Origin of the sequence: Chitinophaga sp. Ak27 (assembly GCF_012726295.1) — a bacterium.
GTDB lineage: Bacteria > Bacteroidota > Bacteroidia > Chitinophagales > Chitinophagaceae > Chitinophaga.
In genome coordinates, this window is sequence record NZ_JABAOB010000009.1 from 336,274 (window position 1) to 353,223 (window position 16,950).

Sequence of the window (16,950 nt, forward strand, 5' to 3'; positions counted from 1 at the left end):
TAACTAATATTTTCCTGCCATTAAACTACCCTGTGATGAGAGAGAAAATCAGTTGTTTATTAATTGATCCGGACCGCGACCGGCGTAACCAGTTTTACCTTGCCCTCGACCTCCTGACGATCAGCAAGGCGTGCATTGCCCAGGACAACACCAGCAAGGCATTGGATTACCTCAAAAAAAATGACTTTACCCCGAACTACATTTTCCTGGACAGTTTACACCCATCGGATGAAGGCGTGGCCTTTTTACGGGAACTACGGAAAATAAAGCGATTGAAACAGGTACCCCTGATCTGGTATGCGGCTTCTCTCGACAAAGGACAGCGCCAGGCTATCCGGGAAGCTGGTTTCGCGGCGGGAATTGTCCGTCAGGCCAATCTTCTTGACCTGAAAGCCAATCTCCAGGTACTTTTCCAAAGCGAATTAACGGAAGTAGCTATCCCGGAAGAAGTGTCAGCTACGGCACGGTTCCGGCAGAAGATGCGGGAGGTATTCCAGCAAACGCACTCTCTGCTGGAGGCGCCCGAACTGGTCCCCGTTTCCTGAGTACTTTACTCCGCCTGCAGCGCCTTTACTGGATTGGCCCTGGCTGCCCGGATACCCTGGTAGCTGATAGTGCCTACGGCAGTGACCAGCATCAGTAGCCCGGCGCCCCCAAACATCCACCATTGCAGCTCCACCCGGTAGTCAATGGAACGGAGTGCTGCGTGCATCACCCAAATGGCCAGCGGTACGGTTACCAGGAAGGCAATACCCACAGGCTTCAAAAATTCTTTCGCCAGCATCAACCAGATCGTGCCGGCACTGGCGCCCATTACCTTGCGGATGCCTATTTCCTTGGTACGCCTTTCTGCCAGGAAGGCCGATAACCCAAATAATCCCAGGCAGGAAATCAGGATAGCGAGGCTACCCGTCCAGTTGAACATAAACCCTGAAGAACGCAGGCCATTGAATTTTTGCTGGTAAGCCTCCTTGGTAAAATGAAATTCGAAAGGGAACTCGGGGCTGTTTTTCTTCACTGCCGCTTCAATCTTGGTAAGCGCCTGTTGTGGATCGGTGGCTTTGTGCAGGCGCACAAAGGTATGGCCCATGCCGCCTTTGCCCAGGTAAATTACCATGGGTGGCGGGGAACGAAAGGGATCGTTGGCCACGAAATCTTTTACCACGCCAATAATGGGGTTACTGCCCAGCAGGGTACCTACTACTGGTGGTTTAAGTCCCATTTTCTTTACAGCGGCTTCATTTACCATACATCCCAGCGAATCGGCGCCATAGTCAGCGCTGAAGTCGCGGCCGGCTGCCAGCTGAAGCCCGGCGGTTTTTACCCAGTCATATTGTACCCAGGTAACAGTAAACTCGAAATCTTGGTCCGGCGTTTTCCCCGGCCATTGTATGCCGTTGGTGCCACCGCCAAATCTTAGCAGGTCGTCGGTACCCGCCGATACGCTTTCTATTTCCGGGATGGCCAGCAGGTCGGTTTTCAGCAGCGCTTGTTTGCTGCCCATGTCGCCACGGACGGGTATTTCCAGCAGGTTATCCTGGTTATAACCTACGGGCCTGTTCTGGCCATGCTGCAATTGTTTGTAGATAACGATGGTAGTAATAATAAGGAAAGTGGAGATGATAAACTGGAAGGTGACCAAACCTTTGCGGAAAAGGCCACTGCCTTTTTGTTGGGAGACATTGCCTTTCAGCACTTTTACCGGCTGGAAACTACTCAGGAAAAAGGCAGGGTAACTGCCTGCTGCCAGACCAGTCAACAGTAAGAGAGATAGCAGTCCTGCCCATATTTTCCACTGGAGAAAATTAAAGGCAATGCTTCTGCCGGATACACGATTTAATCCCGGGATGGCCAGTTTGGCCAGCAGTATCGCCAGCACCAGGGCCAGGAAGGTAATGATCAGCGCTTCTACCAGGAATTGTAATACCAGGCTGCTTTTGCCCGCTCCCAGAGCTTTACGTACGCCCACTTCCCGGGCTCGTTGCTCAGAACGGGCGGTAGAGAGGTTCATAAAGTTGATGCAGGCAATGAGTAAAATAAAGAAGCCGATGAGCCCCAGGAGCCAGATCAACTCCACGCGGCCGCCACTGGGCTTCCCGTTTTTGAACCCGTTGTGCAGGTACCGGTCGGTCAACGGGAAACCAAACAGTTCGGCGGTTTTCTCATCAGAGGATTGTTGTACCACGGCCTTTGCCTTCTGATTAAATAACGCCAGACTGCTTCCGGGTTGCAGCATTACCCAGGTTTGAAGGCGGTTGTTGTCCCACCGGTCAATCCAGTCGGCATTCGACAAACTAAAGAGGCGGAAGGGAAGTAATATATCAAAATGGATGGAACTGTTGGGAGGCACATCGCGGATCACGGCGGCCACCTTCAGGTCGTGCTGGCCATTGTGATGCACTATTTTTCCCATTGGGTTTTCCTGGCCAAACAACCTGCTGGCGGCGCTTTCGGTGAGAACAATATTATCAGGTTCCTGTAAGGCGGCCACGGGGTTACCACTTATGGCAGGGAAGGTAAACATATCCAGGTAGTGGGCATCAACGTATATGCTTTCCTGGTATATGCTTTTGGAGCCGGTACCGATGAGTTCCTGGCCACCGAAGCCGCAACGCGCGGTATATTTTATTTCCGGAAGCTGTGCCTGCAGCCGGGCTGCCAGCGGCCCGGGCGTTACATCCCCGACAGAAATGCCATCGCCCCGTTGTACGCGCTGCATCATCAGGTAAATATGCTCCCGGTTTTTGTGAAACGTATCAAAACTGTATTCATCATTGATCCATAAGAGGATAATAATCCCGGTAGCCAGACCTATACTCAGTCCGCCTACATTAACCAGGGTAGATAACTTGTTTTTCAGGAGATTCCTCCATCCATGCCGGTAATAATTTTTGAGCATATACAATAGGGTGAGATGGTTAAAAACTGATTTCTTCTACGCTGCAATCGCCGGATATCACATGCCGGTTACTGCCTCGTGGCGTATCCATAGATACCGACAAGGATAAACTGCCTTTGCCCTTGTAGAGCTTATAACGTTCGGAGAGCATCAGGTTGCCCTGCCGGTCTTTTACGGTAATAACGTGTACGCCGGAACGGAGCAGGATGAAAAGGGTTTTCTTTTCCAGGTCGGCCTCTCCGCATTCAGGCGACCGGGGGAAGGCGGGGAGTGTACCTTTCAGGGTATCATTGATATAAAGATAATAAGGACCGCCATTTTGCCGGCTGGTCCAGAAATAGCCCCTCAAAGTGCCTCCATCCGGTCTGCACCGGCTGAGAAGTAACAGTCCGAAGGAGGCGAGGAGAAGTGTAGCTATTTTTTTCATGTACCGTTATTTAGGAAGCAATGGAAACTGTTCCAAAATAACGTCAGGGAAAGGAGGATAAAACGGAAATGTGACGGAATGAGAAGATGCTGTGACGAAATTGACAATATTGATGGGGGACTAAGTCCCCCATCAATTAAAAAAAGATGGTTATGCGTTGTGAATGCGGGAAGGCCACAGGCTCCATACAATCCCACCGGCTATCAGGACCAGCAACAGGATAGAAGAGAAGCCCGATATTTTTCTTCCGAGGAAGAAAGTCGCTGGTTCAAACTTAAATTGGATATCATGTTTGCCGGCAGGTATCTTCAGTCCACGCAGGGCATAGTTCACCCGGATGATAGGGGTTTCCTTTCCGTCGATATATGCCTTCCATCCGGCCGGATAGTAGATATCAGAAAATATGCCCAGGCCTTCTGCTGAATTTTGCGCGGTATATTGGAGCTGGTTCAATCCGTATTTGGTGAGTACAATCCGGGCGCTGCTGTCGGCTGCCGGTGTAAATGGGCCGGTAGTGGCTTTGAAGCGCTGGTCAACGATGGCGGTATCTTTCGGGTTGAAATGATCCAGTGCCTTCATTTCGCTATTGGCATCCGGCGCCCATTGAATGGCTTTTACAAACCAGGCATTGCCCAGTGCTCCGGGATTCCGCTGCGCTACGGGCTGGCCTGACTTCGGATCGGCTACAATAAAGTACCGGGTATTGAGCATATTGAGCACCGCCATATTGTTTTTAGACAGCTGATGCTCGATCAGGTCTTCGTAAATCCAGAGTTTGGCCGGACTTTGTCCGCCTACAGATTTATGAAAGTAGGAGGTGTTGGCATCCAGGAAAGGATTCGTGGTAGCATTGAGTACCCGGTAATATGGGTCTTTATCCTGCAGGATTTGTTCATCCGCCGCGGAGGGAGCTATATAATTGGCCAGTTGGGTGGGCTCAGAAAAATTATCTTCATTCATATAGGTTTTGTCGAGCTGGAACAGGTCGAACCATGTTACCGCAGCAACGATGATGACCGCATAGGTGGCTTTCAGTTTACCTTTCAGAAAATACCATAGGGCGGCAAATGCCACCAGTATCAGTGCCAGCGCCCGGAAACCATCGGCGCGCAGGATAGCGCTGCGGTCGCGCTTCAGGGCGCCGAGCAGTTGTGCAGCGGCGGCATCGCCACCTAGCATGCGGGAGTACCGCGCCAGGAAGGAAGCGTCGCCGGGGCCACTGAAGGGATAGAGCACACTGCCGCCAATGGCGAGGATAATGACCAGGCCGCCGGTTACAAACAACGCCATCTTCAGGTGCTGCTGTAAAAATGCCTTAGCGGCATCGCCATATACCAGCTCCTGTAATGCCATACAAGCCAGTATCACCATGCTTACCTGTGGAATGGCCAACGCCATGGTAGGGGCGCGGAACTTACTGTATAGGGGCAGGTGATAAAACAGGAAGTTGTTCAGTTCCGGGAAATTGGCTCCCCAGCTCAGCACCACACCGATAACGGTAGCCGCCACCAACCACCATTTATGCCAGCTGTTGACGATGAACAGTGAAAGCACAAACAGGAAACAGATAATGACGCCCACATAAGCGGGACCGGAAGTGAAGGGCTGCGCACCCCAGTATAGCTGCCAGCTGGGGCTGTTGACCGCTTCCTCCGCTTTGACTGCCGGCACGCCTATATCAGTTAACGCTTTATAGGTATAGGAAGAAGTAGACAGCTTTTCGCCGGTGGAGCCGCCTACCAGGTGAGGCAACAGTAGGGTGAACGTTTCCCCCTTACCGTAACTCCACTGGAAAGCATAGTCGATGTCGAGGCCGCCGGATTTCTTGTTGTCCTTATCTTTCTGGTTCAGCGTTAACTCCGACTGGCTGCCACGAATGGTATAATGGGTATACTCGTTCATGATCAGCAGGTTGTCCATAGCTGGCAATACTGCCAGGATACCAGCCATCACCAATACGGCGCTGGCTTTGAAGTAGACGCCTATCTGCTGCTGACGCCAGGCTTGCACCCCCGCTGCCACGGCCAGGCATATGGCCATAATCAGGGTATAGTAAGTAATTTGCGGGTGGTTATTATAGATCTGTACAGCGGCAGCCAGGGCGGTGAGTACGGCACCCGCCACATATTTCCCCCGGTAAGCCAGTATCATACCACCCAGTACAGGCGCCATATATGCCATGCTCATTACCTTGGTAATGTGACCGGCATCCATACTCACCACAGTAAAGGTGGCGAAGCCATAGGCGATAGCGCCCGCAATCCTTATCCAATATTTCACATCTATCACACAAAGGAATAGATACATGCCCATCATCAATACAAAAAACATATCTACCGGGTTAGGCAGGCCGAGGGTAAATATCTTATTGAGGTAGGCTACCTGGTTGGTAGAGGGACCAGTATAAATGACATAGGTGGGCATACCGCCAAACATGCTGTTGGTCCATAACGGCAAATCGCCGGTAGATTGATAGTAATCCGCCGCTTCTTTTTGCATGCCTTTATAGTGCATCATGTCCGACTGAAAGAGCTGTTTTCCTTCCAGTACAGGGCTGCAAAATGCAAAAGCCAGGGCGACAAATATTACCAGTGCGGCTACGTGGACAGTTAAAGCTTTTAACCAGGTATGCTTCATATTTATTTGATTATCAATTTATTTTGTGCTTTTAGGTATTGAAGAGAAATTTTAAGTGGGTTATTTAGTTAATAATTTGATTATCAACTTATTAACTTTTGTTTACTAAAGTTTGACTTAAGGAAACGTTACTTTTTGCTTCAATAAAGGAAAGGTTTCATCGGTCACATCTTCCTGCATAAAATACAGTGTATCTTTTTCACGGAAAACTCTTTTCTGCAGGTCGTCATCAGTTGGTTGGTAATCTGCGCCAGGAATCAGGAAGGGAGCAAACAGGTGTTTCCATTGGTGGTCCTGGAACGTCCAGGTGGTGAATGAATGTGTGTTCCCATTTTCAGGTGCCTGGTATACCGACAGCTCATCCCGGTGGTCGCCGTTTAAGTCGCCTTCATTTACGAGCCTTGCTTCACAACAGCCGATCGGGATCAGCGGCAGCGTAGTATCGGAAAACCGGACCGCATATTCATCGGGCACGCCATCTTCCACCGGGTTACCATGTCCCTGCTTTACCAATATTGCTTCAGCATACTCCGTGTGCCCATCCCCGTTATAGTCGCCTACCAGTCCCGCTGCCTGGAAAGCAGCAGCCCGTATAACCGTATCAGTAATAGTATGCGCTACAGGCGTACTGTCTTTCGCTGATTGTTCCCGGGCCGGCCCGGACTGATGACAGGCCGCAGCTATGCCGGCCAGCAGCAATAAATATTTCTTCATATCAGCAGTTATTTCAACAGCTCCAGCGTGTGCTGTACCTGGTTAATACCTCCCTGCCAGCCTTCGTGGCCAGGTATTAGGTAAGCGGGGTGAGGAAACTTGTCACGTAGTTTGTGAAGGGTGGCGGGGTATGCCTGCAGGTTACCATCTCCGGTAAATCCTATGTCGGTAGCATCCATACTTTTTACGAGGCATCCGCCGTACAGTACTTTCGCTTTAGGAAACCAAATCACGATGTTATCTCTTGTATGTCCTTCGCCAGGATAATAGGTTTGCAGCTCCAGTCCTTTTACACGGAAGGTGGTGTCTTTACTAAAAACATATTGGGCCTGTGGTTCCTGGTTGACCTTACAGAGCTCCTGCGTAAGTTGGGAGGTATACGTTTTAACACCCAGCTTTTTCAGGTAGTCGAGACCAGCGGTGCGGTCGGCGTGAAAGTGTGAGGCGATACAAAGAATGATTTTTTTATGATGGCGCTTTTCCAGCGTATCTGCCAGTTGTTTGGTTTGTTCTTCGCTCCAGGGCGTGTCTATCACCACAATGCCATCCGGTGTTACTACATACAAACCATTGGCCGTCATAATGCCGCCTTTATATTTCCCGTAAGAAACGTGGACATAAAAATTGCCGGTAAGGTGGCGTGTTTTTATCCTTAAGGTAGTATCTGCAGTAGAAGCCATGGCAGAAAAAGCGGTAAACAGGCAAACGATAAAAGATATGATTGTTTTCATGATATGATAAGCTAAGTATGAAAATTCAAAATTAGGGTATTGCCCGCGCCCGCAAAATTTAAATTTTGTTCGAGGACGGCTTCTTTTCGCATAAATACCCGGGCAATCCGCAGAAATATTTATATATTCAGCCGTTGTTGAAAGCGCGATTGGCAGTGCGGATACCAGAGAATTTATACCAGACATGCGAATGAAAATTATACCGGCAGGTGTTTTATGCAGCCTGCTGTTGTCGACTATGAAGTTGCAGGCACAACAGGACTCGCTGCAACAGTTGCCGGAAGTGACGGTGCAATCCTATTATTCCAATGCCTCGTTGCAGCGTGTACCCACCGCCGTGAGTATCCTGTCGCCGGCCGATTTGCAGTTGCAGCAGGGCGCTTCGCTGTTGCCGGCCCTGAATACCGTGCCGGGGCTGCGCATGGAGGAGAGATCGCCCGGCAGTTATCGTTTATCCATTCGGGGTAGTTTATTGCGGTCGCCCTTTGGTATCCGTAACATTAAGATATATATAGATGATATTCCACTCACGGATGCAGGTGGCAACACCTACCTGAACTTGCTGGACCCGGATGCCATACGCCGGGCGGAAGTGCTGAAAGGGCCCGATGGCAGCATGTTTGGCGCTAACTCTGGCGGCGTGGTAAGGCTCGGACTTGCGCCGGAAGCCGGTGATACTACCCGGCTACAGGTCAACCTGCAGGGAGGTAGCTATGGGCTGTTTCACGGTAGTATTGGCTGGCAGCAGCAATGGAAAAATTACCAGCTGCAGGTATTCCAGGGATTTCAGCGGGCCGATGGCTACCGGCAGCATACCGCTATGAAGAGATGGTATACGCAGGTGGCACAGCGCTGGGAGTATAAGCCAGGATATGTTCTGAAAATGCTGGCGTTTTATTCAGACCTGTCCTACCTCACACCAGGGGGACTCACCCTCGCGGAGAGCAAAGCCAATCCCAGGGCGGCGCGCCCGTCAACAGCGGCCATCCCGGGCGCTATTGCACAGCAGGCAGGTATCTACAACCGCACTTTCCAGGGAGGGTTGGTACATGAAGCGCAATTCACCCCCCGGCTGCAACATGTAGTATCGGTGTTTGGCGCCACTACCTATTTCCAGAATCCTTTTTTGACCAAATACGAGGTGCGCGTAGAAAATACGATTGGCTTCCGTACCTATCTGCAGTGGATCAGTAACCCGGCGCATACTACCGCCGTGCAGTGGAAATGGCTGAATGGGGTAGAGTGGCAGCAAACAAGTACAGACGATATTAATTATGGTAACCGGGGCGGGCGCCGGGATACGGTGCAAACCGCCGATAAGCTGTATACCGGGCAACATTTCTTCTTTTCCCGCTTCCAGGCTACTAAGGGTGCATTGACCCTCGAGGCTGCGGCCAGCCTGAACTATTATAGTTACCGCTATAACAGCGACGGGCATACGAGCGTGCATTTATCGCCACAGCTGATGCCCCGCGTTTCCCTATCCTATTTATTTACCCCGGGTATTACCGGAAGGGTTACTGTCAGCCGGGGATACTCGCCACCGGCAACTGCTGAAATACGTGCATCCGACGACGTTATCAATAACAACCTGCAGCCCGAAACCGGCTGGAATTATGAGGCTGGCCTGCGTATGGCTACCCGTAATGGCCGCGCATCGATGGATGCCACCGCCTTTTATTACCGCATGCAAAATGCTATTGTGCTGCGCCGCCATGCCAACAGCAACGAATACTTTGTGAATGCCGGTGGGGTACGCCAGAAGGGAATAGAATGGCAAGGTACCTGGTGGGTAATGAAGCCACGGCAACAAGGAGTACTGCGTGGCATCAGATGGCAGGAAGGCTATACTTTCAGCGATTTTCACTTTACCGACTATACCAGTGCCGGAAAAGATTATTCCGGTAACCGCCTCACCGGCGTACCGCAGCATGTGGTGATCAGCAGCATATCATGGCTGCTGCCGGCTAACGTGAGTATATACACGCAACATACCTATACCAGCCGCATTCCGCTGGACGATGGCAACAGCACCTTTGCCGGCGATTTCCACCTGTTACAGGCCAGCACCAGCTGGAAGCTGCCGCTGCATACCCGCTACAGTTTATTGTTACGGGCCGGCGCCGACAATCTCCTGGATGTAAAATACAGCCTGGGTAATGACCTCAATGCTGCAGGCGGACGTTATTACAACCCGGCTCCGGGCAGAAATTATTTTGGTGGCCTGCGCCTGGTATTATAAGGCGCCGTGGTAGAGTGGGGAATGAAATGACCGTAGTGGGAACGGCTGTCCTCAGCATAAACTGCGGCGACCAAATGCAGAAAGGCTGCATTTGTTGTATGGCGGGGACTGGCATTTCTCTGGTAACCTTTTAACAAAAGCGGCATAGAATTGTAATTAGTGGTGTAAGTATTTACATTAAGATGAATTCTACCAACGACAACCAGGATAAACCAGTTATCACCGCCGCTATTGATGGATTTTTCCTCGTATTCTATCGTATAGCCGTTTTTATAGCCCGTTTCTTCCGGGAGGCTTTCAGGCCCCCGGTAGAATGGTCGGAGTTTATACGGCAATGTTACCAGGTAGGATATAAATCACTGGCGCTGGTAACGGTAACCGGATTCATTACCGGTGTGGTGTTTACCGAACAATCCCGTCCTACACTGTCTGAATTCGGGGTTACTGCCTGGCTGCCCTCGCTGGTGGCCATTGCGGTGGTAAGGGCGCTGGCGCCACTGATTGCCGCCCTGATATGCGCCGGAAAGGTAGGTTCCAGTATCGGCGCAGAACTGGGCTCTATGAAAGTCACCGAACAAATAGACGCCATGGAGGTTTCTGCCATTAACCCGTTCCGCTACCTGATTGTGACCCGGGTAACCGCCATGACCATCTGTTTGCCCATTCTCATGTTCTACAACGCTTTAATTGGTTGTATGGGTTCCTATTTCGATGTACATGCGCATGAGCAGACCAGTCTCGTATCCTTTTTTGACAACGCCCTGGCACAAATCACCTTCCTCGATTATACCACTGCACTCACCAAGTCTATCGTATATGGATTTACCATTGGCATTGTGAGTTGCTACCAGGGCTGGAACGCCAGCCAGGGAACCATGGGAGTGGGTAAGGCGGCGAATGTTTCCGTGATTGTGTCCATGTTCCTCATTTTTATAGAGGAGGTGATCATTGTTCACATATTTAACTCTATCCGCTAGCATATGGAAGATCAGGAACAGCATAGTAACAACCCCGAAACGGTGATCCGCATCCGGGATTTATATAAATCGTTCGGCGACAAACACGTACTGCAAGGCATTAACCTGGATTTGCATAAAGGAGAAAATGTAGTGGTACTGGGGCGCTCGGGTACCGGCAAGTCTGTACTCATCAAAATTATTATTGGCTTACTGAAACCGGATGCAGGCACGGTAAATGTACTGGGAGAGGAGGTAGATCAGCTGAAAGACGCTGCCCTGCGCGCCCTGCGGCTGAAAGTAGGCTTTTCGTTCCAGAGCAGCGCATTGTACGATAGTATGACGGTAGGCGAAAACCTGGCCTTCCCCCTGAAACGCAACAACCGGCAGATGAGCAAAGACCAGATCCGGAAAACGGTAGACATTGTACTGGAAGCAATTGGGTTGCCCGATTCCATTAACCAGCTACCCTCAGAACTATCAGGCGGACAAAAAAAACGGATCGGCATTGGACGAACGCTGATCCTGCGACCGGAAATCATGTTGTACGATGAGCCCACCGCGGGACTGGACCCCATCACCTGCATGGAGTTGAATAAGCTGATCAACGCGGTAAAGGAACGGTTTAATACCAGCTCGATCATCATCACACATGACCTGACCTGCGCCAAGGAAGTAGGCGACCGGGTAGCGGTGATGGATGAAGGCCGGTTTATCAAGGAAGGTTCGTTTGAAGAAGTATTCAGGGAAAAAGATGGACTGATAAAGAGTTTTTACGATTATAACTTTACACAATAAGCTATGGAAACAGGAAAAAAACGCGCAGTAGTTGTAGGCATTTTTATAGTCCTGGGACTGGTGATAGCTGTAACGGCGGTCATGATGCTGGGTAAGCAACAAAAGTTATTCAGCAGATCTATCCAGGTAAGCGCTGTATTTAATGATGTAAATGGTCTTGCCGTAGGTCGCAATATCCTGTATTCCGGCGTGAAGATAGGCACTGTGCGCAAGATAAGTTTTATCCGCGCCAATGAAATACTGGTAGTCATGAATATTGACCAGGATGCCCAACAGTTTTTGCACAAAAATGTAGATGCCAAGATTAGCTCCGATGGGTTAATGGGGAATAAAATTGTGTTGCTCACCGGCGGAAGCCCGGATGTACCCCACCTGGAAGATGGAGACCAGCTGCATGTATCTACCGGCCTGAGTACCGACGATATCATGGCCACCTTGCAGGTGAATAATAAGAGCCTGGTAGAAATTACCGGCAACCTCAAAGTGATCACTAAAGGACTGGTAGATGGAAAAGGCACCCTGGGTAAGTTGCTGTCAGAAGATACGGTGTATAATAATCTCAATGCTACGATGGCCGGACTGAATATAGCGGTAGCCAATACCCGGCGGCTCACGGGGGCCTTGTCGGCCTATACAGCAAAACTGCAAACCAAAGGCGTATTATCCAACGACCTGATAACGGATACGGTTTTATTCGGGCGGCTTCGTGCAGCCGTTACCGAAATGAATACGGTGGCCGATAATGCCAATAAAACAGTCCTGGAATTACAACAGGCCAGCGCCGGGTTGAGGGCTAACCTCGGAAATACGAATACGCCCGCGGGTTTACTGTTGCAGGATACCATGGCGGCCGATGCATTACGCGCCACTATTTTTAACCTGGAAGCCAGTACCGGGAAGCTGGATACCAATATGATCGCCGTGCGGCATAACTTCTTCCTCCGGGGCTTTTTCAGGAAGCAGGCTAAACAAGAGCGCAAGGCACAAAAGGAAAAAGAAAAGCAGGAAAAGAAGGCGCAATAAAACAGGCCCGTTACCGGGCCTGCCAGTGTTTCATTTCTTCTTCAATAAAATGTTTTACCAGGTCGCTGTACATTTTTTCAATGGCATCGGCATTGAGGCCAGCGGCCATGGCCCATTCCCTTCGTTGCGCCAGCATGGCCTTAAACCGCTCCGGCGCCTGAACGGCGGCTTCGCTGGTTTTGAATTTGGCAGCAACTTTTACGTAGTTGAAACGCCTGCCCAGCAACTGCACTACTTCCTGGTCTATGGTATCAATGGCCGTGCGTATGTCGGCCATATTTTCGCAGGCTTCAGGTGTTTTCATTTTAATGTCCTTTTTCGGAGAATGCAACAATCGGTGTAAGATCTACTTTACGGAATTCTACTTCGGAACCTTCTGCCTGCAGGGCAATCTGTCCTTTACGGGCGGTTGCCCGGGTGCCGTAGTTGACAAGGTCGCCGTTTACCCATACCTTGATGGCATTTCCCACACATTCAATGATCATCGTATTCCATTCGCCCAGGGGCTTCTCTGAATTATCGGTGAGGTTCATGATGCGGCGGCGTTTACCATCTACCGATCCCCATTCATTTTTAGGGCCCCGGCGTTTTTCCATGTCGGGTACGGTGATATCTTCTCCTATGCACCAGAAGTCGCCCGCATCTTTGTGCTGCATCTGTACTTCAATGGATTTCGGGAACATATCATAGAGTACGCGGGGCTTGGACACAAACACCAGTACGCCGCAGTTGCCGGGTTTGGCTGGGAAACGGTATTGCACTTCAAGGCGATAGTTTTCATAGCTTTTGTCGGTGATGATATGTCCCTGCGGGCTGGCGAGACTTACAAAAACACCGTTGCGTAAAATGAACGGCGTTTTAACGCTGCTATCCTTGTCCATGGCCGGTACATCTATGTGCCAGCCTTTAAGGTCTTTGAAGTTAAACAGGCTACGCGTTTGTGCGTGTACGTTGGCAGCTCCGCAAAGTGTTGCTATGGCGATGCAGGAGGATAAAAGATGTTTTTTCATAAAGGAATGTGTCCGGATAGTGATTGAATCGGGGGCAAGATAATAACATTTCCGGCTCCCTGATGAATTTACGGGGCTATTTCATCTTTGAACCCGATGGCTGCATGGGAGCCGTCGCAGAAGGGCTTATTAGCGGAGGCGCCGCAACGGCAAAGCGTTACGCGGTTGCGTACTTCATAGGGGGTACCTTCTGCATCTTTTACTTCAATGCCTCCCATTAGCCAGAGGGGGCCACTGATATTTTTAACCGGATCTTCAATGATACCGATGGCGGGAGATAGTTTCGGTTCTACCGGCGTTTGCGTAGCCCGGTCCCAGGCCACGAGGCGGCCGGAGGGGCATGCATGTACCTGCCGGAGGAATTGCTCCCTTGCGGCCGGGTCGTTGGTATCGTTTACGGTACTCCAAACCTGTCCGTTGGGATCGCAGAAACGTGCAAAAGCGCAGAGATGCTGTACGTCCGTTAACAGCATGGTGGGGCCTTCCAGCAATTCAGCCTCTTCAACATAGGCAGCATGGCCGGCCGTTTCGGTTCCGTCGAAGTCAATTTTTTTGTGGGCGCCGTCACAAAATGGCTTGTGTTGGGAGTGCCCGCACCGGCAAAGCAAAAAGCGCTGGGTGTTAAGGGGAAATGACCTGCCGGTGATCCATTTTTCAGATTCGCCCTGATTATTGGTGCCGATCGTTTCTATCCGTAACGGCACTACGCCGCTTACTTCGTAGGGACCATTGAGCGTTACTTTTACCTGTATGCCGGGTGCTGGTTTCATGATGGTGGATATTAAGTACCTGCTAGGAACAATGGAATCAGAAAAAAGTTCGATAAAGCAGAAGCTTAAAGCAGAAAGCAAAAAGCTATTATGGAGGAGGATCTTCGCGAATGTTAAAAAATCGCTTAGGTCAATCTCCATAATAGCTTTTTGCTTTCTGCTTTAAGCTTTCAGCTCTCTATAAAACCAATTCCACCACAGGAACTTCCGTGTTGGGTTTTTTCTCTGGAAGACTGATCACAATATCGTCTCCGGAGGTGGTATACTTCAGTTCGGAGTTATCGTGCAGGAACTGGGCATACTTGATTTTGTTGTTATAGCCGGGCAGTGTAAGATGTCCGTTGTACTCCAGCAGGTGTACATACAATCGCTTCGTGGTGGGATTGTAGGTGAGCATGGTGTTGTCTGGTGTTTTAAACGACTCTGGTGCATAGGTACATCCGTAAATGGATTCGCTGTTGGCTTTCATCCAGTCGCCAATATTTCCCAGCGCATTTTGGGCGCGGTAGTCGAATACACCGCGGGCAGTGGGGCCTACGTTGAGGATGAGGTTACCGCCGCGGCTTACGGAACCGATGAGCAGTTCCAGCAGCTGATGGGTGCTTTTCCAGGAATTTTCATCGCGGTAGTAGCCCCAGGAACCGGAAAAGGTTTGACAGGTTTCCCAGGTTTTGCCCCGGTATTGCGCCAGCTCTTCTACTTTCACCTGTTCAGGCGTGAGGAAGTCGGCGCCGTCTTCGTATTCGTCCAGGTTGAGACGGTTGTCTACGATGATATTGGGTTGCAGCTTCCGGATCATCTTCAGCAGGTTCACGGCATCCCAGTCATTTTTATCCTTCCCGTTTTTGCCGGGATAGGAGAAATCCAGCCAGAGGATATCTATCTTACCGTATTTGGTGAGTAGCTCTGTGAGCTGGTTGCGCAGGTACTGGCGGTATTTGTTCATGTCGCGGCCTTTGTTCATAGCAGCATAGGCGCTATCGGCGTTAACGCCGTTACCGGGGCGTTGCGGATGTACGCCATCCACGGTAAAGTCGGGGTGGTGCCAGTCGATCAGCGAGTAGTAGAAACCTACTTTGATTCCTTGGGCGCGGAAGGCGTCTACAAATTCCTTTACCAGGTCGCGTTTGGCGGCGGTATTGGTGGCTTTGTAGTCGGTATACCTGGAATCAAACAGACAAAAGCCTTCGTGGTGTTTGGTAGTGAGTACGGCATACTTCATGCCGGCTGCCTTTGCCTGTTTGGCCCAGGATGTTGGATCGAACTGATTGGGGTTAAATAAGTCGAAATATTGCTGGTATTGTTCGTTAGTGAGTTGTTCATTGTGCTTTACCCATTCGTGGCGGGCAGGGAGTGCGTATAGGCCCCAGTGAATGAACATACCGAAGCGGTCATGCGTCCACCAGGCCATGCGCTGCTCTTTCTGTGCAGCCGTTTCATTACCGATTCTTTTTTTCTCCTGCGCCAGGAGCGTCATCGCCGGACTGCAAAGCAGCGCGGCGATGAGTAGTTGTTTACATCTTCTTTTTATCATAAGTATTAATTATTTATCTCTGAATAACAGCACTTTGTTAACCCGGATGGTTTGTTCGGCAGGTGAAGTAAAAGTCCCTACCATACCTACTGTTACGGTAGTAGTGGCGGAGAGGTGGAATCCTGCCGAGGCATATTTATTATTATTGTTCACGATCCTGGCCGATCCCAGTGCAGTATCTATCTGTTCTACATCGGGCAGTGCGTTGCCTGCGGCAACAGCCAGGTAAGTATTTTCGAGGGAGTTGTCGATGTTCTGGATATCGGCTTCAAAGCGGTAGTCACCAGCGGGGAGGCTAAAGGTCTGGTAGATTTTACCATTGGTGATGGTGCCGTTGTCCCAGATCCAGAGGGTAAATTTACCTGGCCCGCCAATTTCATCGTAAGTACCGTTCCTGCCAGCTTCGCTGTTATAGCTCCAGTCTTTCAGTTGTCCGAAGCGACCGCCGAAGGGTTGATTCGGGTCTTTGTCAAAGGGCGCCCCGGGGTTGCGTATATACTTCAGCGTGATATCTTCTTTCACCGCTTTTTCTTCAAAAGAGGTATAGAATGTATCCACGGCGAGCGGATCGGGTTTATATAAGGTACGGTAGCGGAAGCTGCTCATGGAAAGATAGTTGTTGAGCAGGGTTACCTGGTCTTCCGGCCCTGCTTTGATGATGGTATCATGCGCCACCATATCAGTAGAGGTATATTGGATCTGCATACCAATGATACCGCCGGTGGTGTCGATGTTCATCCAGGAGATTTTTGCATTACCGTCTTTCATTTCTGCGCCGCTGAAAGCCCTGGTGAGCAGGGCGTCTTCATATATTTTACCGTATACGAACCCATTGCCTTCCGTTCTTACAGAGGTGTTGCCGTCTTTATCGAAATTATATACTTCGAAAGTGTAGGCTCTTTCTTCCAGCTTATCAATAAACACCCGGATGGTATCTACGCCGCTGGTACGTTTAATAGCAATGAGCATGGAGTCCTGGCGGTTGTTCCAATAGATTTTGGATTGGCTGATTTTAGGATCGGAGATCAGCAACCAGGATAGTTGTACCCGGTTGCGGCCGGCGCGTACCAGTAATGAATCGGCTTTGCCGGTATATAAAATTTCCCCGTCTTTGATGAATTTTTTATAGTCGTCCTGTTTCCGGCAGGCGGTTAGCAGCAGCAGGGCGCCTATGATATAGCTAAGTATGCGCATAAGAATTTTTTTTGG

General features: G+C 50.3%; 15 protein-coding genes. 5 read left to right on the forward strand and 10 right to left on the reverse strand.

Annotated features, from left to right (window positions below):
* Nucleotides 1–35: 35 nt before the first annotated feature.
* Nucleotides 36–545, forward strand: a complete 510-nt coding sequence (locus HGH90_RS26565; protein WP_169192271.1) for a hypothetical protein — start codon at nucleotides 36–38, stop codon at nucleotides 543–545.
* Nucleotides 546–550: 5 nt separating this feature from the next.
* On the opposite strand, the gene HGH90_RS26570 is transcribed toward HGH90_RS26565, so the two are convergent.
* The 5 genes from HGH90_RS26570 to bla form a co-directional block, all read right to left on the reverse strand.
* Entirely contained in the window at nucleotides 551–2,899 is a 2,349-nt protein-coding gene (locus tag HGH90_RS26570; RefSeq protein ID WP_169192272.1) for an ABC transporter permease, read from the reverse strand.
* A gap of 19 nt (nucleotides 2,900–2,918) precedes the next feature.
* On the reverse strand, nucleotides 2,919–3,326 hold the full coding sequence (locus HGH90_RS26575; RefSeq protein ID WP_168762780.1) for a hypothetical protein: 408 nt from the start codon (nucleotides 3,324–3,326) through the stop codon (nucleotides 2,919–2,921).
* Nucleotides 3,327–3,476: 150 nt separating this feature from the next.
* A complete protein-coding gene (locus tag HGH90_RS26580; RefSeq protein WP_169192273.1) occupies nucleotides 3,477–5,963 on the reverse strand; it encodes a YfhO family protein in 2,487 nt (828 codons plus the stop codon).
* 117 nt (nucleotides 5,964–6,080) lie between these two features.
* Nucleotides 6,081–6,677 carry a hypothetical protein gene (locus HGH90_RS26585; protein ID WP_169192274.1) on the reverse strand — a complete coding sequence of 199 codons (597 nt, stop codon included), beginning with the start codon at nucleotides 6,675–6,677 and terminating at the stop codon, nucleotides 6,081–6,083.
* A gap of 8 nt (nucleotides 6,678–6,685) precedes the next feature.
* Nucleotides 6,686–7,408, reverse strand: coding sequence for a BlaB/IND/MUS family subclass B1 metallo-beta-lactamase (gene bla / locus HGH90_RS26590; protein WP_168762783.1), 723 nt, complete (start codon nucleotides 7,406–7,408; stop codon nucleotides 6,686–6,688).
* A gap of 190 nt (nucleotides 7,409–7,598) precedes the next feature.
* Here bla and HGH90_RS26595 point away from each other — a divergent pair, with 190 nt between their 5' ends.
* The 4 genes from HGH90_RS26595 to HGH90_RS26610 all read left to right on the forward strand — a co-directional run bounded on the left by HGH90_RS26595 (nucleotide 7,599) and on the right by HGH90_RS26610 (nucleotide 12,427).
* Nucleotides 7,599–9,650 (forward strand): TonB-dependent receptor, encoded by a 2,052-nt coding sequence (locus tag HGH90_RS26595; RefSeq protein WP_248277070.1) that lies wholly within the window; start codon nucleotides 7,599–7,601, stop codon nucleotides 9,648–9,650.
* A 182-nt stretch (nucleotides 9,651–9,832) separates the two neighbouring features.
* Complete coding sequence (locus tag HGH90_RS26600; RefSeq protein ID WP_168762785.1) at nucleotides 9,833–10,627, forward strand: MlaE family ABC transporter permease; 795 nt, start codon at nucleotides 9,833–9,835, stop codon at nucleotides 10,625–10,627.
* A gap of 3 nt (nucleotides 10,628–10,630) precedes the next feature.
* The gene (locus tag HGH90_RS26605; protein WP_168762786.1) at nucleotides 10,631–11,404 is read left to right on the forward strand and encodes an ABC transporter ATP-binding protein; all 774 of its coding nucleotides are present in this window, start codon (nucleotides 10,631–10,633) and stop codon (nucleotides 11,402–11,404) included.
* 3 nt (nucleotides 11,405–11,407) lie between these two features.
* Nucleotides 11,408–12,427, forward strand: a complete 1,020-nt coding sequence (locus tag HGH90_RS26610) for an MlaD family protein (protein ID WP_168762787.1) — start codon at nucleotides 11,408–11,410, stop codon at nucleotides 12,425–12,427.
* Between the two features lie 10 nt (nucleotides 12,428–12,437).
* Here the strand turns inward: HGH90_RS26610 and HGH90_RS26615 are convergent, their stop codons facing one another.
* The 5 genes from HGH90_RS26615 to HGH90_RS26635 form a co-directional block, all read right to left on the reverse strand.
* Nucleotides 12,438–12,731, reverse strand: coding sequence for an isochorismate lyase (locus HGH90_RS26615; RefSeq protein ID WP_168762788.1), 294 nt, complete (start codon nucleotides 12,729–12,731; stop codon nucleotides 12,438–12,440).
* A gap of 1 nt (nucleotide 12,732) precedes the next feature.
* Nucleotides 12,733–13,437, reverse strand: a complete 705-nt coding sequence (locus HGH90_RS26620; RefSeq protein WP_169192276.1) for a DUF1080 domain-containing protein — start codon at nucleotides 13,435–13,437, stop codon at nucleotides 12,733–12,735.
* A 68-nt stretch (nucleotides 13,438–13,505) separates the two neighbouring features.
* Nucleotides 13,506–14,207: a CDGSH iron-sulfur domain-containing protein gene (locus HGH90_RS26625; protein WP_169192277.1), complete on the reverse strand. Its 702-nt coding sequence runs from the start codon at nucleotides 14,205–14,207 to the stop codon at nucleotides 13,506–13,508.
* A gap of 178 nt (nucleotides 14,208–14,385) precedes the next feature.
* Complete coding sequence (locus tag HGH90_RS26630) at nucleotides 14,386–15,741, reverse strand: alpha-L-fucosidase (protein ID WP_169192278.1); 1,356 nt, start codon at nucleotides 15,739–15,741, stop codon at nucleotides 14,386–14,388.
* Between the two features lie 9 nt (nucleotides 15,742–15,750).
* A complete protein-coding gene (locus tag HGH90_RS26635; RefSeq protein ID WP_169192279.1) occupies nucleotides 15,751–16,935 on the reverse strand; it encodes a DUF4998 domain-containing protein in 1,185 nt (394 codons plus the stop codon).
* Between the last annotated feature and the right edge of the window lie 15 nt (nucleotides 16,936–16,950).